Source organism: Rothia sp. HMSC071C12 (assembly GCF_001813895.1).
Taxonomy (GTDB): Bacteria; Actinomycetota; Actinomycetes; order Actinomycetales; family Micrococcaceae; genus Rothia; species Rothia mucilaginosa.
Genome location: NZ_KV814374.1, coordinates 185,288 through 208,998 on the forward strand (window position 1 = coordinate 185,288; position 23,711 = coordinate 208,998).

21 protein-coding genes and 1 tRNA gene are annotated in these 23,711 nt (G+C 59.9%); 8 read left to right on the forward strand and 14 right to left on the reverse strand.

Annotated features, from left to right (window positions below; translation table 11 throughout):
- Positions 1 to 256: 256 nt before the first annotated feature.
- Positions 257 to 2,458 carry a DEAD/DEAH box helicase gene (locus tag HMPREF2942_RS05765; protein ID WP_070688605.1) on the reverse strand — a complete coding sequence of 734 codons (2,202 nt, stop codon included), beginning with the start codon at positions 2,456 to 2,458 and terminating at the stop codon, positions 257 to 259.
- A 649-nt stretch (positions 2,459 to 3,107) separates the two neighbouring features.
- Positions 3,108 to 4,952: a DUF2079 domain-containing protein gene (locus HMPREF2942_RS05770; protein ID WP_070688606.1), complete on the reverse strand. Its 1,845-nt coding sequence runs from the start codon at positions 4,950 to 4,952 to the stop codon at positions 3,108 to 3,110.
- Between the two features lie 236 nt (positions 4,953 to 5,188).
- On the opposite strand from HMPREF2942_RS05770, the gene HMPREF2942_RS05775 reads away from it, so the two are divergent.
- The gene (locus tag HMPREF2942_RS05775; protein ID WP_070688607.1) at positions 5,189 to 6,463 is read left to right on the forward strand and encodes a DNA-3-methyladenine glycosylase family protein; all 1,275 of its coding nucleotides are present in this window, start codon (positions 5,189 to 5,191) and stop codon (positions 6,461 to 6,463) included.
- A 96-nt stretch (positions 6,464 to 6,559) separates the two neighbouring features.
- Here HMPREF2942_RS05775 and HMPREF2942_RS05780 read toward each other — a convergent pair whose 3' ends face one another.
- The 3 genes from HMPREF2942_RS05780 to HMPREF2942_RS05790 form a co-directional block, all read right to left on the reverse strand.
- On the reverse strand, positions 6,560 to 6,937 hold the full coding sequence (locus HMPREF2942_RS05780; protein WP_005504813.1) for a thioredoxin family protein: 378 nt from the start codon (positions 6,935 to 6,937) through the stop codon (positions 6,560 to 6,562).
- A gap of 348 nt (positions 6,938 to 7,285) precedes the next feature.
- A tRNA-Tyr gene (locus HMPREF2942_RS05785) sits at positions 7,286 to 7,367 on the reverse strand.
- Positions 7,368 to 7,634: 267 nt separating this feature from the next.
- Positions 7,635 to 8,021 (reverse strand): hypothetical protein, encoded by a 387-nt coding sequence (locus HMPREF2942_RS05790; protein ID WP_005504812.1) that lies wholly within the window; start codon positions 8,019 to 8,021, stop codon positions 7,635 to 7,637.
- Positions 8,022 to 8,162: 141 nt separating this feature from the next.
- Between HMPREF2942_RS05790 and HMPREF2942_RS05795 the strand changes: the two genes are divergently transcribed.
- On the forward strand, positions 8,163 to 8,654 hold the full coding sequence (locus HMPREF2942_RS05795) for a YajQ family cyclic di-GMP-binding protein (protein WP_005504808.1): 492 nt from the start codon (positions 8,163 to 8,165) through the stop codon (positions 8,652 to 8,654).
- Positions 8,655 to 8,887: 233 nt separating this feature from the next.
- On the opposite strand, the gene htpX is transcribed toward HMPREF2942_RS05795, so the two are convergent.
- Entirely contained in the window at positions 8,888 to 9,772 is an 885-nt protein-coding gene (htpX, locus tag HMPREF2942_RS05800) for a zinc metalloprotease HtpX (RefSeq protein ID WP_005504807.1), read from the reverse strand.
- Positions 9,773 to 9,911: 139 nt separating this feature from the next.
- Positions 9,912 to 10,175, reverse strand: a complete 264-nt coding sequence (locus tag HMPREF2942_RS05805) for a hypothetical protein (RefSeq protein ID WP_005504804.1) — start codon at positions 10,173 to 10,175, stop codon at positions 9,912 to 9,914.
- Between the two features lie 194 nt (positions 10,176 to 10,369).
- On the opposite strand from HMPREF2942_RS05805, the gene HMPREF2942_RS05810 reads away from it, so the two are divergent.
- On the forward strand, positions 10,370 to 10,960 hold the full coding sequence (locus HMPREF2942_RS05810; protein ID WP_005504803.1) for a Fur family transcriptional regulator: 591 nt from the start codon (positions 10,370 to 10,372) through the stop codon (positions 10,958 to 10,960).
- A gap of 112 nt (positions 10,961 to 11,072) precedes the next feature.
- On the opposite strand, the gene HMPREF2942_RS05815 is transcribed toward HMPREF2942_RS05810, so the two are convergent.
- Complete coding sequence (locus tag HMPREF2942_RS05815; RefSeq protein ID WP_070688608.1) at positions 11,073 to 12,407, reverse strand: SseB family protein; 1,335 nt, start codon at positions 12,405 to 12,407, stop codon at positions 11,073 to 11,075.
- 280 nt (positions 12,408 to 12,687) lie between these two features.
- Between HMPREF2942_RS05815 and HMPREF2942_RS05820 the strand changes: the two genes are divergently transcribed.
- Both HMPREF2942_RS05820 and rarD read left to right on the forward strand, forming a co-directional pair.
- Positions 12,688 to 14,025: a DUF6882 domain-containing protein gene (locus HMPREF2942_RS05820; RefSeq protein WP_070688609.1), complete on the forward strand. Its 1,338-nt coding sequence runs from the start codon at positions 12,688 to 12,690 to the stop codon at positions 14,023 to 14,025.
- A 188-nt stretch (positions 14,026 to 14,213) separates the two neighbouring features.
- Entirely contained in the window at positions 14,214 to 15,185 is a 972-nt protein-coding gene (gene rarD / locus HMPREF2942_RS05825; RefSeq protein WP_070688610.1) for an EamA family transporter RarD, read from the forward strand.
- Between the two features lie 97 nt (positions 15,186 to 15,282).
- On the opposite strand, the gene HMPREF2942_RS09265 is transcribed toward rarD, so the two are convergent.
- The 4 genes from HMPREF2942_RS09265 to HMPREF2942_RS05840 all read right to left on the reverse strand — a co-directional run bounded on the left by HMPREF2942_RS09265 (position 15,283) and on the right by HMPREF2942_RS05840 (position 19,247).
- Entirely contained in the window at positions 15,283 to 15,426 is a 144-nt protein-coding gene (locus HMPREF2942_RS09265) for a methionine/alanine import family NSS transporter small subunit (protein ID WP_080974509.1), read from the reverse strand.
- Between the two features lie 8 nt (positions 15,427 to 15,434).
- A complete protein-coding gene (locus HMPREF2942_RS05830) occupies positions 15,435 to 17,018 on the reverse strand; it encodes a sodium-dependent transporter (RefSeq protein ID WP_005504797.1) in 1,584 nt (527 codons plus the stop codon).
- Between the two features lie 381 nt (positions 17,019 to 17,399).
- Positions 17,400 to 18,461, reverse strand: a complete 1,062-nt coding sequence (locus HMPREF2942_RS05835) for a polyprenyl synthetase family protein (RefSeq protein ID WP_070688611.1) — start codon at positions 18,459 to 18,461, stop codon at positions 17,400 to 17,402.
- Between the two features lie 54 nt (positions 18,462 to 18,515).
- Positions 18,516 to 19,247: a demethylmenaquinone methyltransferase gene (locus HMPREF2942_RS05840; RefSeq protein ID WP_049349165.1), complete on the reverse strand. Its 732-nt coding sequence runs from the start codon at positions 19,245 to 19,247 to the stop codon at positions 18,516 to 18,518.
- A gap of 255 nt (positions 19,248 to 19,502) precedes the next feature.
- On the opposite strand from HMPREF2942_RS05840, the gene HMPREF2942_RS05845 reads away from it, so the two are divergent.
- The 3 genes from HMPREF2942_RS05845 to HMPREF2942_RS05855 all read left to right on the forward strand — a co-directional run bounded on the left by HMPREF2942_RS05845 (position 19,503) and on the right by HMPREF2942_RS05855 (position 22,093).
- On the forward strand, positions 19,503 to 20,342 hold the full coding sequence (locus HMPREF2942_RS05845) for an ABC transporter substrate-binding protein (RefSeq protein ID WP_049347096.1): 840 nt from the start codon (positions 19,503 to 19,505) through the stop codon (positions 20,340 to 20,342).
- Between the two features lie 134 nt (positions 20,343 to 20,476).
- Complete coding sequence (locus HMPREF2942_RS05850) at positions 20,477 to 21,280, forward strand: amino acid ABC transporter permease (protein ID WP_049347098.1); 804 nt, start codon at positions 20,477 to 20,479, stop codon at positions 21,278 to 21,280.
- A gap of 33 nt (positions 21,281 to 21,313) precedes the next feature.
- Positions 21,314 to 22,093, forward strand: coding sequence for an amino acid ABC transporter ATP-binding protein (locus HMPREF2942_RS05855; protein WP_049347100.1), 780 nt, complete (start codon positions 21,314 to 21,316; stop codon positions 22,091 to 22,093).
- 101 nt (positions 22,094 to 22,194) lie between these two features.
- Here the strand turns inward: HMPREF2942_RS05855 and HMPREF2942_RS05860 are convergent, their stop codons facing one another.
- A complete protein-coding gene (locus HMPREF2942_RS05860; protein WP_070688613.1) occupies positions 22,195 to 23,028 on the reverse strand; it encodes an oxidoreductase in 834 nt (277 codons plus the stop codon).
- A gap of 223 nt (positions 23,029 to 23,251) precedes the next feature.
- Complete coding sequence (locus tag HMPREF2942_RS05865) at positions 23,252 to 23,629, reverse strand: cupin domain-containing protein (protein WP_005504776.1); 378 nt, start codon at positions 23,627 to 23,629, stop codon at positions 23,252 to 23,254.
- Positions 23,630 to 23,711 lie beyond the last annotated feature (82 nt).

Below are 23,711 nucleotides of genomic sequence, written 5' to 3' on the forward strand. Positions count from 1 at the left end.
TATGGCATGCACCACATTTAACGTTTTCCTGTTCTCCGCCCTGCCGCACGATAGCCCAGCAATGACCAGGCGCCCCAGTAATGATCAGGCACCACCGCAACAGCTGACGCAAACACATCAACACCCATATACATAAAGACCGGCAGGAGAGCTCATCGCTCCCCTGCCGGTCTTTGACTCATATGCGAATGACAAGGCTGCTAGCCGATAGCCTTAGCAAGCCCCTCATACCGCAAATTCAGGCTTAGCTGAAATCTTAGTAGCGCTTGCCGCGGCCGCCGAAGTCACGGCCACCGTCACGGTTACCGCGGTAGCCGCCATCGCGGCGGTTATCACGGCCACCGAAGTCGCGACCGCCGAAGTCACGGCCACCATCGCGGTTGCCACGGTAGCCGCCATCACGGCGGTTATCACGGCCACCGAAGTCGCGACCACCAAAGTCACGGTCATTACGCTTGCCACCGAAATCACGGCCGCCACGCTTGAAGTCGCGGTCACCGCCGAAGTCACGGCCACCCTCACGGTTACCGCGGTAGCCGCCTTCACGACGGCCACCCTCGCGGCGATCGAAGTCGCGGAAACCGCCCTCACGACGGCCACCACCGAAGCTGCGGCCACCGCCGCCGCCCTTGGGACCGTTGTCCTTGCGGATGTTGATGAACTCGCCAGCAATCTTGGTGTCGCGCAGGCGATCGAAGAAGTCGCGGGGCAGGTCCTCGGGCAGGCCAACAATGGTGAAGTGCTGGCGAATGTCGATGGAGCCGATCTGGGAGCCCTTAATGCCACCCTCGTTAGCCAGTGCACCCACAATAGCGCCTGCGGTCACGCGGGAGGAACGGCCAACGTTCAGCTTGTAGTTGACCATGCCCTCGTCGTTGTGCGCGCGCTTTGCCTTACGGCCGCCGCGATCCGAATCCTCGTCAGAGAAGGGGCGGGACTTGTTGGCGATATCTTCGCTCTCATCGAGGAAGAAGGGGCGACCCTGCTGGGCGATAACAGCCAGTGCAGCTGCAATGTCCTCAGCGGTGGTGTCGTGCTCGTTCTCGTAGTCCTCGATAATCTGGCGGAAGAAGCTCAGGTCCTCAGACTCGATGGTCTCGGTAATCTGCTGTGCGAAGCGCTGCTTACGGGTCTCGTTCACTGCCTCTGCGGTGGGCATGTGCATCGGCTCGACCTTCTGGCGGGTTGCCTTCTCGATCTGGCGCAGCATGTACTTCTCACGCGGGGTGACGAAGAGGATTGCGGCACCTTCACGACCTGCACGGCCGGTACGACCGATGCGGTGCACGTAGGACTCGGTGTCGTGGGGGATGTCGTAGTTGACGACCAGGGAGATGCGCTCAACGTCCAGGCCACGTGCCGCCACATCGGTTGCCACGAGGATGTCGATGCGGCCGTCACGCAGGGCGTCAACGGTGCGCTCACGCAGCTGCTGGGGGATGTCACCGTTAATCGCTGCTGCCGCGAAACCGCGTGCCTTCAGCTTGTCGGCAACTTCCTCGGTTTCCTTCTTGGTGCGCACGAAGACGATGATGCCGTCGTAGTTTTCGACCTCGAGCACGCGGGTCATTGCATCCAGCTTGTGGGAGTGCATGACCTGCATGTAGCGCTGGGAGATATTTGCGCTGGTGGTGGTCTTAGCCTTGACGCGAACCTCGACGGGGTCGTTCAGGTACTGCTGAGCGATCTTGCGGATCGAGTTGGGCATGGTTGCGGAGAAGAGCGCAACCTGCTTGCTGTCGGGGGTGCCCTCGAGGATCTTTTCCACGTCTTCGGCGAAGCCCATGCGCAGCATTTCGTCTGCCTCGTCCAGTACCAGGTACTGCAGGTTGGACAGGTCCAGGGAGCCCTTTTCCAGGTGGTCAATCACGCGGCCGGGGGTACCGACGACGACCTGCGCACCGCGGCGCAGACCAGCCAGCTGCGGGCCGTAGGGGGAGCCACCGTAGATGGGCAGAACGGTGAAGTCCTCCATGTGGGTTGCGTAGGAGGAGAAGGCTTCTGCAACCTGCAGAGCCAGCTCGCGGGTGGGTGCCAGGACCAGAACCTGGGTGTCGCGGGAGATGCCGTTGATGTCGGCGAGTTCAGCCATGCGGGACAGTGCCGGCAGCGCGAATGCTGCGGTCTTACCGGTACCGGTCTGTGCCAGACCGACCACGTCGTGGCCTTCGAGCAGCAGCGGGATGGTCTGTTCCTGGATGGGGGACGGCTTCTCGTAGCCAACCTCTTCCAGCGCTGCCAGGACGCGTGCGTCCAGGCCCAGGTCGGTGAAGCGTACGCCTTCTTCTTCAGCCTTGTCGGCGGTTTCTTCGGCGGGTGCTTCTGCAGTAGCTTCTGCGGTGGTTTCTTCTGCTTCTACAGCAGGGCTCTCAACGGTGTTCTCGGTGATGTTCTCAGTGGTCACAACGGTCTCTGCCTCGGCGTTCAGTTCGGCCGGGGTAGCAGTATTCTCAGTCAATTTTTCCTCTATACGGTAGGGGTGGATAGCGCACGCTTTTCGGCGCTTACCGGGTGTCCCCTTCACGGCCCAGCCACACATCATCCCCTGGGGAGTAGAACGTCCAGGGGTCCTCCGTTACCGGCGCATTCTGCAGAGGTGTTCTGCGGATGCTACGGGTAGCGGCTTTTTGCTGGGGGTGGTCTTGAATTTCTCGGCACATTATCCGCACGCCTGCTCGTACTCTGCGCTCAGCGCACAGTAGTCCCTGTGATTCAGGGGTGTACAGGGTGGGTAATGCTCACATGCAATGTCACGTATTCCTGGTGATTCGCCTTCCCGCTCTGTGGCGGTGGTGTGTCTGTTACAGCAGACGCAGCAAAGACGCTGGACCAGAGATCGTTAAGAGAAGCCCTCGGGTACGGTGTGAACCGCATTTTTGTGGGGCGTATCAATCGGTGATGGTGAGTACGGCGCACCTACAATTCCAGCACCACCTTGGGTGCCGGGTGCGCACAAGACCTTCATCGGGGGTTCCCGTGTTCTATCCAGTGTACAGTAGGGTCCCTGCCTGGGCTATAAAAAGGTGCTTAAAACCTCATCTCTTAAAAGCGAGCGCCCACCCCAGCGTTTGCGGGGTAGGCGCTCATTGAGAAGTTAAACCAAGGGGCTAATCTACGCGACGCACAATATCAATCGTGCCGACGGTTGCGTACTTAGCGTAGGAGTGGCCGTAGCGGTCAGCCGCGTACTGTGCGGCATTGGTCGGAGGGTTACCGCCCCAGGAGTTGCTCTTGCGGTCAATGACCACGTAGTCGGGTGCGGGCTCACCGGTGTGGCCAATCCAGTAGACGGTTCGGCCGGGAATGAGCTGGGTCAGAATCGACAGGTCAGATGCGACCGTCACCCCTTCGGGTACCTTCTGCACGGCGTCCTGCTTCATCTGGTCGGTGGTAGTCAGCGCGGAGGCGGTAAACTGCGCATTACCCAGGGACGCGAGGGGCTGCTGGGAGCCTGCCACAAAGATTGGGGATACCGCGAGGAAGAGCGCCACGGCGGGCATAGCCCATACGGGCATGCGGCGTGCCATGGCGCTGAGGCGGCCAGGCTCAGCCGCTGCATCGGCCTCCTGCACGGAGGCGCTATCGGCTACTCGCGCACCCAAACGCACCGGAATCGCGGCGGGAACCACGCCGTAACGTATCCGCATGACGGCGTCGAGCAGGGCGAGGAAGACGACGGGCATGAGCACGAGCGAGTAGTGCCAGGTGCTTGCCCAGTAGGATTCCATGGTGGAGAGCAGACGCCAGGCGAGGGTCGGCAGGGCAATTGCCGCGAGCGGAGAAATGACCCAGAGGATTGCGCCGGTAATGAGCAGCAGGCCGAGGGTTGCCAGCTTGGTGTTGTTGCTGAGCATCTGCTGCGCTGAGCCGAAGGGGTCGCCCAGGGCTGCGGAGAAGTTCACCTTGTCGGCGTAATCGAAGTTTCCACCGCTATTGAAGTAGGGCAGGATCACGTAGACGGCGACGGCCGACCAGAACACACCCCACATCATGACCATGGTGGATTCTGCGACGGCGGGGGTGCGTGCCCACGAGGAGTAGAGCTGCTGCATGCGGGTGCGCATGGGGGCGGGGGTTCCTGCGGAGAGGCGCGGCATCAGAATGTCTACGGCGGTGCTCAGCCAGCCGGTGCGGATAAAGATAATGAGGCCGATGGCTGCAACAGTAATACCCATATCTTCTTTGACGAAGGCAATGGGCAGGGACCACCAGCAGGCATAGGCAAGGTAGCGGGCACGTTCAGTGCCGCTCACTCGCGAGGCAAGCACCAGATAGCCGAGGCTCATGACAAGCAGCGGCACGGCGAAGGCTACTTCGTGGAATTGGGCGGCGATAGCCTGCTGAACGCCGAAGCTGAGGGCGAATCCGGCGCCGAGCAGCAGACCGGTGAGGGTCGGGATGACGCTCTGAAGTTTTGCGGACTGAGCATTCTGCGCAGGTTCGTTCTTCTGCGCATCTTCAGTTTTCTGGGCGAGCGCGAAGGCACGCTGAGTGAAGCGCACAATGGCGAAGCTTGCGAAGGCGACCAGGGCGTTCTGCACGACCAGTAGCGTGGTCGGCGAGGGGAACAGCGCGTAGATGGGTCCCAGAAGCACCAGAATCGGGTGGAAGTGGTCACCCCAGAGGTTAAAGTCGGGCCCCTTAATCGGCACGATGGGCACGGAGAAATGCGAGTAGGCCTGTGCCATCTGGGTGAAAATCGCCAGGTCCCAGGAGGGCGTAATCCAGTGCTTCATCTGCTGCAGCGAGTAGTAGGTGTACAACGCCATGACGGCGGCGGCAAGCAGCAGACCGGGTAGTAGTTCGAGGGGGCGGATGCTCTTGACGCGCTCGGTGAGGGACTGACGCGGCTGTTTCTTGGCGCGCTGAGTACGGCCCGCACTGGTGGCGGCGCTGTTCTTCTGTTCAGGTGCGTCAGTATTCGAGGATGCTTCTTGTGCTTCCGCTGCCATAGGCGTCCTTCTCTCGGGGTGTATGTCCGGGGTGCGTGTCCGGGCGTGGGCGCCCTTGTGAACGGGCGGAACGCATAGCCTGTGTCGTGCCGGTGGCGGAGTTTGCGTTCGTTCTCGCTCTACCCTTTAGGGTATCGCATTAGTGGCGTGCCTGCCCTTCCTGCACTTTTTGTATCTTGGTCCGCAATTATCTGCCGCGGATGTTGCTGCCCGGTTTGGGCGCATAGACTGGTGGGGTGAGTACGTTTCCTTCCTCAAACCCCGGCGGTGCGACCTCCGGTAGCCGCGCGGCAGCGGGTGCACGGCGCATCCGGCATCCCCTGGCGGCTGCTGGTGTGCCCTATGCGCCAACGCTCACGGGCGTTCTTCAGGAGCCTGGAGTTCTTCACCAACCGCGTGTTCAGGTTCGTACTCTCTCCCCCGCCGCTTCGCCCCTTCCCGGCGCTCTGGCTCCCGAGGCGTGCGAGGTTGTGATTGAGCCGCATGTTCCGGTGCAGTTGGCGCAGACTTTGGGTTCGTTGCGCCGCGGTGCTCAGGATCTTTCGTATCGTGCGCTGAGCCGCGCGGATGGTGCCGAGCGAATCTGGGTGACGGCTCGCACGCCGTTTCACGAGTTCCCGGCGGTGCTGTACGCCGAACGTTTGGCGCAGCCAGCCGAGCAGGTGACCGCCCGCGCCGAGGCTCTCCCCTCCCTGCATCGCCTGCTGATGCGCCCGGTGCGTATTCGCATCTGGGTTTCTTATAGTGCCGCAGATCAGCAGATGCAGGCGCGAGCCGATCTTCAGGCGCTGGCGCAGGAAATGACGTACTGGCTGGGGTTGCACGACCCCGCCGAACAGTTTGGCGCGCTGTCGTCTTTTGAGGCTCTTCCGCCGCGTATTCAGCAGGCGTGGCGGCAGAATCCGGGGCTCCGCCTCAGCGCCTCGGGGCAGTTGGACCGGCAGATGCTCAACGCCATTGTGGAGCAGCGCATCACCCAGACCGAAGCGTTCAGAACCTTAGGCTGGGTTCTGCGAAAGTACGGCTCCCCCGCCCCATCGACCGGGTTGGGGCATCAGCCCGAAGGCATGCGCGTCTACCCAAGCGCCCGGACCCTGGCGACGATTCCCACCTGGGATTGGCATCGGGCGGGCGTTGATAAAAGCCGCTACGATGCCGTGTACGCTTACGCTCGTTCCGCCGAGTCTCTGAAAAACATTGCGGCAGAAGGCGACGTGGCGCTTCTGGCGCGGAGCCTGCACACTGTGCGCGGCGTGGGCCCGTGGAGTATTTCCGAGGTTCTGCAGCGTGTGTGCGGGCATCCAGATGCCATCAGCGTGGGCGACTACCATCTGGCGCACGCGGTCGGTGAGCTATTCACCGGTCAACGCACCGATGATGCGGGTATGCTCGCCCTGCTGGTACCCTACAGCCCGCATCGGCAACGTCTGGTGCGGCTCATGCATGCTTCTGGCTTCTCAAAGCAGAGGTTCGGGGCGCGCATGACCATTGAAGATCACCGCGACCGCTAACACGCATGCACCCTAACGAGGTTAAAAGGGGACGGGGCGCCCCAGCCGGTTGTGCCGGCGGGTGCGCCCCGTTCAAGCTCTTTTGTGGTGGTGAGCTTACTTCTTCTCTGCAGAGCCCTCTGCTGCTGCGATTTCTGCACGGACCTTGTCCATGTCGAGCTCGCGGATCGAACCAATCACGGTCTCCAGCTGGTCTTCGCGCAGTGCGCCGGCCTGCTGGTAAACCAGGATACCGCCACGGAAGCCCATGATGGTGGGGATGGAGGTGATGCCTGCTGCCTGAGCGAGCTGGCCCTGGTCCTCGGTGTCAACCTTGCCGAAAACAATGTCGCTGTGCTTCTCCGAAGCCGCCTCGTAGACGGGGGAGAACTGCTTGCAGGGACCGCACCAATCTGCCCAGAAGTCCAGGAAGACGATGTCATTGCTCTCGACGGTAGCAGTCAGGTTCTGCTGAGTAATTTCAATAGTAGCCATGAGATAAAGCTACACCCTCAAGACCCCAATCGCTAATTGTTCGCCCTGGGATTCAAACATTGTGAAAGATATGACAAATTGCCGTCATAGTTGGCTCTTTCCGCGGCAGTTTCAGCCGGCCCGCGGGCGTGTCGCGGAGGCTCCCGCGAAAGGTTCCGCACCAGGTGATGGAGGCGCACGACCCGGCAGGCGAAAGCCCCCGTGTGAGCTCTCCCTCCCCTCCCGCAAGAAAGCCCCTCGCGGACATCGGGAAAAACGGGCGCACCCACGGAAGGCCGCTGCGGGAGCCACCCTGAAACTGGTTTTAGATACACAAAAGCCCGGTTACTTTCGTAACCGGGCTATTTGTGGCAGGTGAGGGATTCGAACCCCCGTAGGCAGTGCCAGCTGATTTACAGTCAGCCCCCTTTGGCCGCTCGGGTAACCTGCCGCCTAGCTAGGTGCTAGTTGCTCGCTCAAGCGAACAGAGACTACTCTACAGCAGTTTTAGGGACTTGTACACTTCACACAGGGTTTTGTGACGAAGGTTATATATCTGGTTATATTTATCGTCTTTTCGTCACATCAGAGCGTCGGTGCACGCTCACCGCGCATCCATATCTACCGCGCATATCTATCGCAGCGCCCGCGCCCTCATCCTAATTGAATAAAGCCCTCATGAATAAAGCCGTGAATAAAGCCAATGCCTACAGCAGCTTTAGAAGGAGCGGGACGGAGTATCGCCATCCTGCTCAAGCAGAAGCACAATCTCCAGGTGCTCCAGATAGCGGCGCGCCTGCTCCACAGTGCACATGTCACCGGCAATCTCACGCTCCAGGTCACGGCGAACGCCACGGAAACGTGCCACCAGCGAAGGCTCAGTCAGAGTAATACCAATGCCTTCAAAAGGAGAATGCTTAGACTCTTCCGCATGCAGGTCAAGATGAATATCGTGGTGGTCAGACTCGTTGAGGCGCTCAGCCTCAGGAATACCTTCGGGCTCAGCGCCCAGAGAGGTATGCAAGTCAATGAAGAGCAGGGTTTGCAGGTCGCGAGCTTCCTCGCTCGTGCGCAGGTCCGTCGTGGACAGGTTAGGAGTGGTCATGTTTCTATTGTCCTCTTTTAAGGTTAGTAACACCTGTAAAACAGGCCCGTTATTCTGATAGTTAGCTGTGAACAAGAGCCCCAACCCGGTAGGCTAGTACTAACCGGTGCCAGTAGCACCTCATTCACGAAAGGAAAGCCCATGGCTAGCGAATCGTCATTCGACATTGTGTCCAAGGTGGACAAGCAGGAAGTTTCCAACGCACTGCACCAGGCGCAGAAGGAAATCTCCCAGCGTTACGACTTCCGCGGCGTAGGTGCAGAAATCGACTACTCCGGCGATAAGATCCTCATCAAGGCAAACGCCGAAGAGCGCGCCCTGGCAGTGCTCGACGTTTTCCAGTCCAAGCTGGTCAAGCGCGGCATCTCCCTGAAGTCCCTGGACTCCGGCAAGCCCTACGCATCCGGCAAGGAAACCCGTATCGAGTGCTCCATCAAGGAAGGCATCGCGCAGGACCAGGCGAAGAAGATCTCCAAGATGATTCGCGAAGAGGGTCCCAAGGGCGTGAAGGCAAACATCCAGGGTGATGAGCTGCGCGTCTCCTCCAAGTCCCGCGATGACCTGCAGGAAGTCATTGCAATGCTCAAGTCCGCTGACCTTGAGATTGACCTGCAGTTCGTCAACTACCGCTAAACTCAGGCGAGGCTCCCCGCCCAGCAATGGGTGAGGGAGGCGGTTAGAAGCCGAAACGTAAAATCTTCTACACAAAAATCCTCGGGGTGGCTACTTCCACAGTAGCCACCCCGAGGATTTTTGTCTGCCAACCCGTCATCGCGGGTCATAATCGTCACGCCGGGTCATATTCGTACAGCGTCACATGCATACAGTGACACACTCGCGCCCGGATGATTCAGCGAAGAAAAGACTTAGTACTGCCCCATCTCACGAGCCTGCTGCTGCAGACGCGCAATACGCTGGTCCATCGGCGGGTGAGTAGAGAGCATGTTCTTCAGCGAACCGAAGGGGTTCGCAATCATCATGGCGCTCGCCGCCTCCGTGTTGCGGTTGTTCGGGTCCATCGGATACATGGACACACCGCTCTCCAGCTTGTTCAGCGCCGAAGCCAGAGCCAGCGGATCACCGGTCAGACGTGCACCATCTTCGTCGGCATCAAATTCGCGGGTGCGGCTAATGGCCATCTGAATGACCTGCGTAGCAATGGGAGCCAGCATGGCAACCACGAACATGGCGAGGGGGTTGGCGCGTTCACCATCGCGGTTGGATCCGCCGAACATCGCGCCAAACGAGAGGAACTGAGCCACAGTACCGATAATGGAGGCGATACCCGCCGCCACCGAAGAGGTGAGGATATCGCGGTTGTACACGTGCATCAGCTCGTGGCCGAGCACGCCGCGCATCTCGCGCTCATCCAGCAACTGCAAAATACCCTCGGTGCAGCACACCGCCGCATTCTGCGGGTTACGACCGGTCGCGAACGCGTTCGGAGTCATGGTCGGTGCCACATAGAGGGCGGGCATGGGCTGGCCCGCGCGGGAGGACAGCTCCTCCACAATGTCGTAAAGCACCGGAACCTCTTCACGGCTGACCGGGTAAGCATTCATGGAACGCAGAGCAAGCTTATCGGAGTTCCAGTAGGTGTACGCGACCGAACCCAAGCTAAACAGGCCCATAACCCAGATGAAAATGGAGGTGCGGAAAGTCGCCGAAAGCAGGCCACCGATGAGCAGCATCATGCCCACCATGGAGCCCATCAACAGGGCAGTTTTCAGTCCGTTGTTATGGCTGTGCATGGGTATCCTCCTGAACAATTAGGTCAGTGCGTACAGCGTGTACTTGACTCTATAGAATACGTGCAAGCACTCGCGTGCGCACCTTCTGGAGCGCAGATTCACCCAGAGCGTCACCCATGCGCCGAAAGCTCATAAGGGATTAGGGAATAGCGCCAGGGATATTTACTAGGGGCACCTGCTCCAGCACCTGCGCCGTAGCAGTGGGGAAAATACCCAGCAGCAGAATCGTGCCGTAAGCACCCAGGAAAAGGATGAAGAGCAGGCCGAGCATCAGCTGACCTTCCAGATCAAAACCGGTGGTAGTACTGCGGTACTGGCCGTAAATCACCGGGGTCACGATGGGCACACCGAAGAGCAGAATCATCAGCAGAATGTAGATGGGGTTTGTGAAGTCGTACACCATGACCCTATCCTCCTTGATGGTGATTGCCGGTACGGGTTACTCTAGGTTCTTTGATTGTACGGCATCTCTTCACACCCGAGGCCGGGGCGAGGAGGGGCGCCACAGAGTGGATGAAAGGGACGCTCCACCGGCTTATTATGAATTTTTCATAAAATAATGATGAATTTCTCATAATAACGTGTAGACTTAAACCTATGACCGACGCAAAGACAACCTCCGACACGAAGAAGGCTCAAAGCCCAGACCATCACAACACCGGTTGCGCCCACACCACCGGCCTGCCCCTGCTCTCCGCAATGAGCCCCGAACAGCTCGAAGAAGCATGGACCACCGGCCTGCGCGCCAGGGGCCGCCGCGTCACCAAGCAGCGCCTCGCCGTACTCCACGCAGTGCAGGAACACCCGCACTCCACCGCCGACACCATCGTGCAGGCAGTCCGCGAGCGCATCCCCGCCATTACGGTTCAGTCGGTCTACGTGATTCTTGCCGACCTGACCGACATCGACCTGCTGCGTAAGTTTGAGCCGCCGGGAACCCCCGCCCTCTACGAAACCCGCACGGGCGACAACCACCACCACGCCTTCTGCGTACGCTGCGGCAAGGTCGAAGACGTGGACTGCGCGGTCGGCTCCGCACCCTGCCTGACCCCCAGCGATTTTCACGGCATGGCGCTCTTCAGCGCAGACGTGCTCTACCAGGGCGTATGTGTAGACTGCCAGACCGAGCAGGAGGCGGCACTCGCCCGCACCCAGCAGGAAGCGGCAACGCGCATCCTGGCGGCATAACCCTATAGCCCCGGGAGTCTCGGGCAGGCTCGGTCATGAGCGTTTTAAACCGTTGAGGCGGCGACACAACTCGTGTCGCCGCCTCAACGGTTAAGATATTCGATGCAAGGGCTTAGGCACCCATGCGGGGCTGAGAGCCCACAATCTCCAGCAGCTCGCGGATCTGCGCCGCGGTCAACACCGTGGAGGGGTTAATCGCGTTCACCTTCACGCTCGGGGCGCCAATCTCCAGGGCGTAACGCAGAATATCCAGGGCGTTCGCCGAACGCACCTCAATATGCGGATCCAGTGCCGCAATCTCAATGGGCGAAGTGAACACCAGCAGGCTCTGCGGGTTACCGTTCTCATCCGGGTCAAAGACGAAAGAGGTACCGGACGGGTCAGCCGGGTCAACACCCACCAGCAGCACGGACGCCGGGGACACCAGCGAGCCGAGTAGCATCTGCATGTTGTCCTGGGTCAGCGCCATCTTCGCGCCGTCGTTACGGGGCGAAGTGACAATCCACTGCACCTGAGCGCGCTCAATGTAGCACTCGTGGTCGGTGCCGGGGTCAACCACAATCAGGTCCAGTGCCTCATTGCTGAGGAAGTCAATGAAGACCTTCATCGCCGGTTCGCGCAGAATCAGCTCGTCGCCCTCGGATTCCTGACGCACATAGCTCTTGCCAATGTGCTCGGAGGAGGAGAACACGCACAACGCCTGCATGCCGGTCTCGGGCATGCGAATGACCTGGTGGGCCAGCACGGATTCGGGGCCCATTGCATCCGTCTCGGAGGGAATCAGCAGGGAGCCGGTCGCATCGAGCAGAACGTCACCACCGAGCATCGTGCGGACCACGTTAATGAGGGTTCGCTCCTGCACATCGTTACGGAAGGTCTCCAAGGCAACGACCAGGTACGGGTTCGGGATCTCGTGCTCGCTCGAAGATAGTGACTCTGCGGCAGAATGGCGTGCACGGCCCTCCATACGCTCACGAGCCCACTGAGGGATACGCGAAGCATCACGAGGGAACTCAGCCAGGTGCTCACGCACGTCAGTTGCGGTCAGGGTGCCTTCATTCTTCCAGCTGGCAGGCTCATCGTCACGGTTATAGGAGGCACCCACGCTGAACTGCGGGTTGGGCCAGCCGGTTGCCGCCACCACGATGGAGGCGGTGAACCAGGTGCCGCGGTTACCGTCGTAGGCGGCACGCTGCAACTTGCGGACCTCAGCAATAATGGGCGAGCCGTCCTTGAGCGGGCCGATAGTGCCGATGACCTCTTCACCGTCACGGAATTCACGCACACGCACAAAAATCTGACCTGCCAGAGGCTTGACGTCCAGCACCATTTCGCTCCAGCCGGGGTCAACACTAACGACATCCAGCAGCCAGCTTCCAATGTTGTTCAGCGCATCCTGGATGCGCGCGGCACGGCTACTCGTCTCGGCAAGGCGGGGTTCAGTCATAGTTCATACATCCTTGAGTGTGAATACGGCGCGGCTGGAGGCATCCGTGTTCGGTCGTAGTGTCGGCTTACAGGGTGCCGGAAGAAGCCGTCTCTTCGATTCTAACGAACACGGGCACTCAACGCAGATAGTTTACGCCGAAAGATATATGCTCTATCTCTCCCTCCGAGCTCTTGGACACGGCTCAATCAGGCACCTTAAAGCCCAATACGCATAAAGCACACACTAAAACCGGGTATACACGGCATAGTGAACGCTAAAAGGTTGATAATCTTGAAGCATGACGAATTCTCTGCAGGACCTTATCGACGCATCGATCTTTATCTCCACCGAGTACCAGGCTCGACTCGCCGAGCTCGTGGGTACCTCCGAGTGGAACGTGGATTTCACCTCCCAGTCTCTGGATTTTGAGACCACTCCCCCGCTTTCGCTCAAGCCGCACCTGCTGGGCACCGAATCCGAGAACCGCGGTACTTGGATTTGGTCTTGGCAGCAGCTGGGCTACTTCCCCGACTCCGTTGTTTCCGCCGCTATTCAGGCGCGCGAAACCGGTGAGCGTGACGGCCTGGCCGAACTGACCACCGACGAGCTGCCCCTCTCCGAGTCCCTGGCACGCCGCCTGACCCTGGCAACCAAGACCATCAGCGGCCTGTACGCACACTACCCGCTGCCCGCGGGCGCTGGCGTGCGCGCATGGACCCTGCTGGAGGGCGCTGAGCTGACCCTCGAGGCACCGACCTACAAGGGTATTGGCCGCGTCATTGCTAAGACCCTGCAGAGCGAAGAGGTACACAACCAGGTTCTGGCGGTGGACTCCTACGCTCAGCAGCGCGGCTTCCACATCGCCTGGGACACCGAGGCAACCGCCGTGCTGACCGCAACCGACGGTGCCCTGCGCCTGTGGTTCGACGAGGGTCGCATCAGCGGCATCGAGCAGGCTGAGCCTCAGGTTGGCCCCGAGGTTCTGGAGCAGTGCGCAGCCGCTGCCGCACAGCGTCGCGAATCCCTCGCCGCACTGCGCGCCGAGATTGAGCGCGTGGCAGCCGCAGAGGCAGCCGCTCAGAACGCACAGCGCGAGCAGGAGGCAGCAGAACGCGCCGCCGCACGTGCCGAGGCTGAGGCTGAGCGCGCCGTCGAGATCGCCGAGCACGCACCGGTCGCAGAGACCGAGGTACCCGGCGTCGAGAGCACCGAGAATCTCTACCCCGCCGACGAGGCTCCCTTCGATCAGGATCCGGCAGAGCACGCAGAGCCCGGTCTGGTCACCGTGGAGACCCTGCCCGGCGAGTACGAGGCAGAAGAGACCGAACAGGCTCGCGTCTACACCGACGAGTCCATCGGCGCCGAGCAGCCCGAGTACGAGACCGTTGAGACTTCCGCAGAGTACGCTGAGGAGCCGGTCGCCGCTGAGACTGCAGCTGAGCAGCCCGTCGAGGTCGAGCAGGATGCAGCAGAATACGAAGAGCAGCACGTGGAGCCCATCCGCAACGCTGGCGCAGCTCCCGATCTGCAGGCAGAACACGAAGAGGCAGCCCGCCGCGAGCAGGAAGAAACTGCACGCCGCGAGGCAGAGCAGCCCAAGAAGAAGGGCTTCTTCTCCCGCTTCTTCGGTCTCTAAACCGAATACGCAGCATTCCTCAGGCGCGGTATCCTCGTGGTACCGCGCCTGCGGCGTCCCTAGCGTATGCTGCACCCCGTATCGGGTACAGTAGTGTGCGCGCATCGAAACCTGTGTGGGTACCCAGCTGGCGCATCCCGATGAATAGCTTAGAAGAACGTAACCGAAGAATCAGGTCAGACGAAACCATGTCAGAAACGCAGAAGCACACCACCCGTAACGGGTTTATCACCATCATCGGCACCTACATCATTTGGGGTCTGCTCCCCCTGTATTTTGTGCTGATGGCGCCGGCAGGCCCGATTGAGATTGTGGTGGCGCGAGTGGTCTTCTCCCTCATTTTCTGCGCCCTGCTACTACCGATTTTGCGGGCAACCGCGGACTTCCGCCGCGCCCTCAAGGACCGCCGCATCATGCTGGTGCTGACGGCGGCATCGTTCCTCATCTGCGCGAATTGGCTCATCTACGTGGTGGCGACAACGACCGGCCACACGATTGACGTGTCTCTGGGCTATTTCATTAACCCGCTAGTCTCCGTGGTGCTGGGCGTGATTTTCCTGCAGGAGCGCCTGCGCGCCGCGCAGTGGGTGTCCGTGGTGATTTCATGTATTGCCGTGCTGATGATGAGCCTCATCTACGGTCAGGTGCCTTGGACGGGTCTGGGCGTGGCATTCTCCTTCGGCATCTACGGCCTGCTCAAGGCGCGTGTAGCCCACGACGTGAGCCCCCTCATCTCGCTGTCTCTAGAGACTTTTATCCTGGCGCCTCTGGGCATAGCAGCGTTGCTTGTGCTGAACGCGCAGGGGCAGATGACTCTCTTCAGTGAGGGTCCCGGACATTTCTGGCTCCTCGCCTCCACCGGCGTGGTCACCGTTGTGCCGCTCATGCTCTTTGCGGCGGCCACCAAGGCTCTACCGCTGTCAGTCATTGGCATGGTGCAGTACCTAGGCCCGACCATCCAGTTTGTTCTGGCGCTGACCGTTCTGCACGAGCAGATGAGCGCCGATAAGGTGCTGGGTCTGAGCCTCATCTGGATTGCGCTCATCATTTTCACCGTGGATGCGGTGCGCGCCTCCCGCTCCTACCGCGCCTCCGCGCTGTCCGACCCGGAAACCGGCATGATCCCGCTCGTGCAGGCTGAAGACGTACAGAGCAAGTAGCTCTCCCTAACTCGCACAAAACACAGTCCCGCATAAAACACAGTGATGCCCCGCAGACGTTAGCCTGCGGGGCATCACTATATATCGCGTTCACACGCTAAAGCTCAGAGCCCTGAGCCTCAGCAGCATCGTCGAGAGCATCCAGATCCGGCTGACGGTGCAGGTTCAGCAGAGCCAAACCCAGGCCACCCCAAATGATCAGGATTGCCACAACGAGCATCACAATTGCAGAGATAGACATGAGGGCTCCTAACGGGTAATGGTCGAATCAACGTGGCCGTGCTCCACCTGACCGGAAATCACCGGAGGCGCCGGCGGCTCTTCAGCCGCACGAGACTTCTTCGACCAGGGCAGAAGAGAAACAACGATCGCACCAACCAGAAGCAGTGCGCTCATACCCCAACCGAAAATCGCCAGCAGATCCGCGGGGTAACCCTCATACGGGGTCGCAATCAGCTTGATAACGCTCTGAATCAGAGAGTAACCCAGAATCAGCGGGGTCACGACAGCCAGCAGACCCATCCAGATCTTGCCGACCTTGATGGAGGAGTAGCGGTTCAGGTGATCAGCCAGAGCGGGCAGTGCGCGCACCACGTATGCAACCACGATAATGGCGCACAGGCCGGCTGCCAGAATGCCGAAGAGGTTCACGAAGTTATCGAGAATATCCAGCACGTACAGGCCGGTGGTGGTCGGCATCAGCAGCAGCGAAATCAGAGCCATCGGAACAATCACCAGAATGGTAGACGCCAGACGGGAGGTCGCGAACTTATCCTGAATACCGGCGATAATCACCTCAAGAATTGAAATGAGGGAGGTGAAACCAGCAAAGAGCAGGGAGCCGAAGAAGAGGATACCGATCAGCACGCCGCCGGGTGCCTGAGAAATAATGGTCGGGAACGCGATGAACGCCAGACCAATACCGCTGGTCGCAACCTCGCTCACCTGGGTGCCAGCAGCCTGAGCCATGAAGCCCAGAGCCGCGAACACACCGATACCAGCAAGAAGCTCGAATCCGGAGTTCGCGAAACCAACCACTGCACCAGAACCGGTCAGGTCAGTCTTAGGCTTCAGGTAGGAAGAATAGGTGACCATAATGCCGAAGCCAATGGACAGCGAGAAGAAAATCTGGCCGTAAGCAGCAACCCACACGTCCGGGTTAGCCAGGGAGTCCCAGCTGGGGGTGAACAGAGCGTTCAGACCGTCCACAGCGCCGGGCAGGGTCAGCGAGTAAATCACCAAACCAACAAACATGACCAGCAGCAGCGGGATGAAGATAATGTTGGCTGCGCCCACGCCCTTCTGAACGCCCAGAGCCATCACAGCAAGCAGAACGCCCCACACCAGAACCATGGGAATCAGGATGTTCATGTTGAAGTCCAAGGAGACGCCGGGGTCCTTTGCGACCTTCAAGAACTCGCCCTGGAAGAACGCCTTCGGGTTATCGCCCCACTCATTCGTGAAAGAGAAAACCATGTAACGCAGAGCCCACGCCACAATAGCGGCGTAGTAGATAGCGATGACGAAGTTAATACCCATGTGCCACCAGCCGATGAACTCAGTCTTACGGTTCAGACGGCGGAAAGCCAGCGGGGACGACGCACGCGCACGGTGACCGATCGCGTAGTCAAAGAACAGGAAGGTCAGACCGGCGGTCAGCAGGGCGACAATGTAGGGAATCATGAAGGCGCCGCCGCCGTTATCAAATGCGATGTAGGGGAAACGCCAAATATTGCCCAGACCAACAGCAGAACCGATGGCGGCAAAGATAAAGACGCGACGGCTAGAGAAGCCTTCGCGCTTCGTGGGCGCCTTAGGGGTAGATGCTCCCATAGTTGTAAACCTCGAATGTGTGGGGACGCGGATGGTTGGTGCGAGAATAACCCGTCGGGGTGTTTGGGCTCTGCTCGCGTCCAGAAATAGTAAACGGCTCTCCAACACGGGGTGGGCGTGGGAGCCGTCAAACGTCTGAAGAGTGGATGTGCGCCTCAGGCATGCCTATAAGGATTACCTTAAAGGCATGTAGCGGTCAAGGAGACCCCAGCATACGGAACCATGCGGGACAGGGCACTCGCTCACACCCACCCTGAAAAACGGCGTTGACTAGCCATAATGCATAAAAACCCCCGCTGAATCCAGTCAGATTCAGCGGGGGTTTGAAGTATGAGACGCATCAGCGCTTACGCCAGCGCACACGCTACGTGGTGAGGTATTTTAGCCCTCGCGGTGAACCACAGCGTGAGCGAAGGACTCCAGCGCAGCCTTCGCGGTGGACTCGGGCAACGGAGCAATCGCGGCGATTGCGCGGTCCGCCCAGTCGTAGGCGATCTGCCATGCTTCCTGGGTGACCGGGTGGGCGGCGAGCGCCTCCACAGCGGCTTCCAGTGCCTCGTCGGAGCTGAGGTCGGCATCCAGCAGTGCACGAACCTTGATAGCAGATTCGTCGCCGGCGGCTACCGCGCGGTCCAGCAGGATGGTCGGCAGGGTGGGCACGCCCTCGCGCAGGTCGGTGCCGCGGGTCTTACCGCTGGTCTTGCCGTCGCTCACAATGTCAATCACGTCGTCAGCGAGCTGGAATGCCACGCCGACCAGCTCGCCGTACGCCTTGACCATGGAGATGACGTCTTCGGAAGCGCCCGAAAGCAGGGAGCCGTACTCACCGGCAGCGGCAATCAGGGAACCGGTCTTACCCTCAATGACCGCGATGTAGTGGTCGAGCAGGTCCTGGCCCTCGCGGGGGCCGGTGGTCTCAAAGAGCTGACCGAGCACCAGACGCTCAAAGGTCTGGGACTGAATCTTCATGGGGCGGGTACCCAGCTCGGAGACCAGCAGGGATGCGCGGGAGAAGATCAGGTCACCGGTGAGAATGGCGACGGAGTTGCCCCAAATCATCTGGGCGCTGTCCACACCACGGCGCTTGGGGGCGTCGTCCATAACATCGTCGTGGTAGAGGGTTGCCAGGTGAGTCAGCTCAACGACCACGGCGGCCTCGATAACCTCGTCGTTGATTTCGCCGTCGACAGCTGCCGAGAGCAGCGCCAGCAGGGGACGCACACGCTTGCCGCCCGCGGAGAGCAGGTGGCGGGATGCAACATCCGCCAGGTGATCGGTCTGTGCGATGGCTTCTGCCAGGCGCTCCTCAATACGCGCGAGGGAGGAAAGAATCTGCGGACCCAGCTTGGGGTCTGCGGCGATGAGTTCGAAGCCTGCAGGAAGCTTCAGGTCGAGGTCTCCCAGCAGGTCGGTTGCGGCAATGGGCTGCTCTGCGTTGCTCACGGTGTCTTCTATCTTCTTGGTGTTGGTGTCTTCGGTGGTGTGTGAACGCGGTGTCTATGCGTTGTGTGCTTCAGGCTTGAAACCGCGGTGAATGGCGACGATGCCGCCGGTGAGGTTGCGGTACTGCACGGAGGTGAAGCCCGCCTCCTTGAACTTCTGCGCCAGTTCCTGCTGGTTGGGCCAGGCGATGATGGACTCGGCGAGGTATTCGTAGGATTCGGGGTTGGAGGAGATTGCGCGGGCAATCGGCGGAATCGCCTTCATGATGTAGTTCTTGTAGACCGCGCCGAAGGGGGCGAAGGTCGGGGTGGAGAACTCGAGGATGACGATGCGTCCGCCGGGCTTGAGCACGCGGTAGATTTCGCTCAGCGCTTTGGGGTAGTTTGCGACGTTGCGCAGGCCGTAGGACATGGTCACTGCGTCGAAGGTTTCGTCGTCGAAGGGTAGGGCTGTGACGTCTGCCTGCACGAAGGTCATGTCGGGGCGACGGCGGCGGCCCACATCCAGCATGCCTTCGGAGAGGTCTGCTGCGATGACGTCCACACCGGCGTCGGCGAAGGGTTCGGAGGAGACGCCGGTACCTGCGGCTACGTCCAGCACTTTCTGGCCGGGGTGCGCGTCGACGGCTGCGACTGCCTGCTTGCGCCAGTAGATGTGCTGGCCGAGGGAGAGGATGCCGTTCATGAGGTCGTAGCGTTCGGCTACGGTATCGAACATGGCGGCGATGTCGCTGGTTTTCTTGTCTAGGGTTGCGCGGGTTGCGCGGGTGTTCTTCTCTGCGTTCACGCTCTCAATTGTGGCATGGAGGTTACTAGATTCGATAGTTGGGTAAACCGTAGTAGTGTCGCACGGTGCGTTAAGGTGCGTTCTGAAGTGGTTTTCGAGTCGCTAATTCGGGGTTTTATTCAGTTTTTGGGGGTGTAAATTATTCATATTCAGCAAAAATTTATGAATATTTATGTATATACTTGCATTTTTTAACATAGGCGCGCACAATAGACCATAGATTTCATAGAGCACACCCCACACAGGAGCATCCCAATGAACACCGCATCCCTCAAGAAGGCATCCCTCAAGCCCCTCGCACTACTGGCAGTACTGCCCCTAGCGCTGACCGGCTGCGTCTCCACCGCCAACGAGAACACCGACCCTAACGGCGAGGTCAGCCTCGTCAAGTCCGGCACCCTCAGCGTCTGCACCAACACCCCCTACAAGCCCTTCGAATACGAAGAAAACGGCACCATCGTCGGGCTGGATGCAGACATCGCCAACGCTATCGCCTCTGATCTGGGCGTGAAGGCTCAGCTGACCTCCATCAGCTTCGAGGGCCTGGACTCCGGAACCGGCCTGGCCACCGGTCAGTGCGATATCGCCCTTGCCGGTATCGGCGTGACCGACGAACGTAAGAGCAAGATGGAATTCACCACCGTCTACTTCGACGACAACCTGGCAATCCTGGTTCCCAAGGGTTCCTCCATCACCTCCGCCGCAGACCTGAAGGGTGTCAGCGTTGGTGCACAGCAGGCAACCAGCGGTGAAACCTACGCCAAGGAAAACGGTGCAGAGGTCATCCAGTACGAAGACACCTCCCTCATGTTCTCCGCCCTGAAGACCGGTCAGGTCAAGGCAGTCGCAGCGAACCTCTCCGTGGTGTCCGAGGCGCTGACCAACGACCCGGACTCCTTCAAGATTGCCTACCAGGATTCCGAGAACACCGAGCAGATTGCCGCAGCAGTTTCCTCCAACAACAAGGCACTGCTGACCAAGGCAAACGCCACCATCGCCAAGCTCAAGGAAAACGGCGAACTCGACAAGATGAAGGCCAAGTGGGTTGGTGCCACTTCCTCTACCTCCGCGAGCGCCTCTTCCTCCGCTTCCTAAGCATCTAGCCGGTTAGCCTCCCCCCCCAATTCAGGAGTACCCTTATTACTTTTGGGTTGGGGGATTCTCCGGCCTTTACCCCTTGTGAGCGTGTAGAACGCTCCTAACCGAACAGCACACGGATAAGAAAGCGCATGCCCTCTAAACTCTCACCCCGTCAGAAGCAGAAGCTCTTCCGCTACGCACAGTACGCCCTTCTGGCAGTTATCGCCCTGGCAGCCATTCTTCTGGCTGACTGGAAGACCCTCAGCCAGCAGGTATTCAACCTGGACGTTGCGGCTCAGCAGTTCCCCGACGTCATCACCGTGGCGTTGAAGAACACCCTGCTGTACACCACCTTGGGCTTCATCGTGGGTCTCTCCGGCGGTCTGCTGCTGGCGCTCATGCGTATTTCCTCTATCGCTCCCTACCGTTGGATTGCGACCCTGTACGTGGAGCTTTTCCGCGGCATCCCGGCGCTGCTGGTTTTCTTCGCGTTCGGTTACGGTATTCCTCTGGCGTTCAAGATTCGCTTCGTGGATAACCTGATTCCGGTGACCCTGTCCCTGGGTATGGTTTCGGCTGCTTACATTAGTGAGGTTCTGCGTGCGGGCCTGCAGGCGATTCCGAAGGGCCAGATGGAGGCGGCACGCTCCCTGGGTATGTCCCACACTCGCGCGATGATTTCGATCATTATTCCCCAGGCGTTCCGCGTGGTTCTGCCCCCGCTGACCAACGAGGTTATCTTGCTGACCAAGGACTCCTCCCTCGTGTACCTGCTGGGCGTGACGGTTTCTCAGTACGAGCTGGCGAAGTTCGGTCGTGAGGGCCTGACCGCCGCTAACGCGGGCCTGACTCCCCTGGTGGTTGCGGGTCTGTGCTACCTGATTATCACTGTTCCGCTGGGCCAGCTCTCCGCATACTTTGAGCGCCGCACCCAGCTTGCGGGCCGCAAGTAAGCGCAACGACAGATACGGATTACGGAAGATACTATGACTGCTTCAACTTCATCCATGGCCGCCTCCTCGGTGCGCATTTCTAACCTGCACAAGTCCTACGGCAAGGTTCAGGTTCTCAAGGGCATTGACATGCAGGTCAAGCCGGGCGAGGTCGTGTGCCTTATCGGCCCTTCGGGTTCCGGTAAGTCCACCCTGCTGCGTTGCGTGAACCTGCTGGAGGAGCCGAACGACGGCACCATCATGGTGGGCGATACCGAGGTCACCGACCCGGACGTAGACATTAACCGCGTGCGTACCCACATGGGTATGGTGTTCCAGCAGTTCAATCTGTTCGGTCACCTGAACATTCTGGATAACTGCACGATCGCTCAGATTAAGGTTCTGGGCCGTTCCAAGGCGGAGGCGGAGGCGGTTGCCCTCGAGCAGCTCGCCAAGGTTGGTCTGGAAGGCAAGGAAGACCGCTTCCCGGCTCAGCTGTCCGGTGGTCAGCAGCAGCGTGTGGCTATTGCGCGTGCACTGTCCATGCACCCGGACCTGATGCTCTTCGATGAGCCGACCAGTGCACTCGACCCGGAGATGGTCGGCGAGGTTCTGAGCATTATGCGCAACCTTGCTGATGAGGGTATGACCATGATCGTGGTGACTCACGAGATGGCGTTCGCCCGCGAGGTCGCCGATAAGGTCGTCTTCATGGCCGATGGCGTGGTCGTGGAAGAGGGTCCCGCCGATCAGGTGATTGGCAACCCCCAGCATGAACGTACTCAGGCTTTCTTGGCGCGCGTGCTCGATCCGACCCACGCCGTAGTAGACTAGTACTAGCTCTTGAAAAACGTAGCGGGCGGTGCTGTACGAAACATTCTGTTTCGCGCAGCACCGCCCGCTTTTTAATGTTCTAGTTCGCGGCTATTTCGGTTCTAGAAGATACGGCGCGCAACCTTGTCAAAGAGACGGTCGGGCAGCACGGTATGCAGGAACACGGAGGGCTTAGCGCCGAATCCCACGAGGTAGCGGGTCTTGGGGCGGCGCGCCTCCAGGGCTCGCAGAATAGCGTTAGAGATAACCTTGGGCTCTGAGAGGTTGGAAGACGGCGAGTAGAGCTTACGCATATTTGCCGCAACCCGCTGCGCCTGAGCCGCGTAGACACCGTTTCGGGAGGATTCCTCGAGGTGGTCTGCCGCGATGAGCCCCCAGGGGGTTTTGATACCGCCGGGCTCGATAATGACCACGTCAATACCGAACTCTTCAACTTCCATGCGCAGTGCATCGCTGAACGCCTCGAGGGCGTACTTGGTGGCGTGGTACCAGGCACCCAGGGGCGAGGTAATACGCCCCGCCATTGAGGAGATATTCAGGATGCGCCCGCTGCCCCGTGCGCGCATATGCGGCAGTACCAGCTGGGTGAGGCGCGCGAGGCCGAAGAGGTTCACCTCGAACTGGCGGCGTGCCTCGTCGATGGGGACGTCTTCAATGGCGCCGTAGGATCCGTAGCCTGCATTGTTGATGAGCACGTCAATGCGGCCTTCTGCGTCAATAATCTGCTGTACGGCGGCTTCCATGGATGCTTCATCGGTAACGTCCAGGCTGAGCGCTTTCACGCCCTCGGAGGCGAGCTCTTCAACCTTCTCAACGCGGCGGGCGGCACCGTAGACGGTGTAGCCGTAGCGCACCAGTAGCGGCGCCACGTCGTAGCCGATACCCGAGCTGGCGCCGGTGAGAAGAACGACGGGGCGTTGCAGTGACTTGGGCATTGCGTATCCTTTCGGGTTGCTCCCTGTGATGTTAGCGGGAGTGTACTTCTCAGGGTACGCCCGCGCGGGGTGTACGAGCGTGCAGAAAGCTCAGGGCGTAGCGTGAGGGTATTCTTGCCGCCATATGTGAGGGCAGGAGAACAGAGAAAAAGCTCGCCGCGGCATCCGGTGCAGATGCGGCGGCGAGCTAAGGTTTTGGGGTCAGGGGTTTAGAGGCCGGGGATTAGACCTCTTCGACGTCAATATTGACCTTGGGTTCGGGGTGCGATTCGCCGGTCAGCATGGTCACCAGCAGGGTGGAGTCCTTCACGGCGCGCAGGGAGTGCAGCAGCTTAGCGGTCACGTGAATCGGCTTGCCGGGCACCAGGGTAATATCGCGGTCCTTCACGTGGAAAATCACCTCGCCCTTGAGCACCTGCACGAAGACGGGGTGCACGCTGTGGTGCTCGTGCCAAGACTGGCCTGCAGCCAGTTCCATGAGGGTCAGGTTGCCGCCGTCGGCATCAACAATCTTGCGAGCCTGGGGCTTATCTTCAAAGGGGGTCAGCGCTTCGGTGAGCTGGGGGAATACGAGGACGCGGCCTTCGTGGGTACCTGCCATGGTACGCACCTTTCTCTTCAGGGGTGAGTGAAAGGGGGTGCGCAACCCCCTCCCTATTATTGGTATTTAAAATACTAAATTT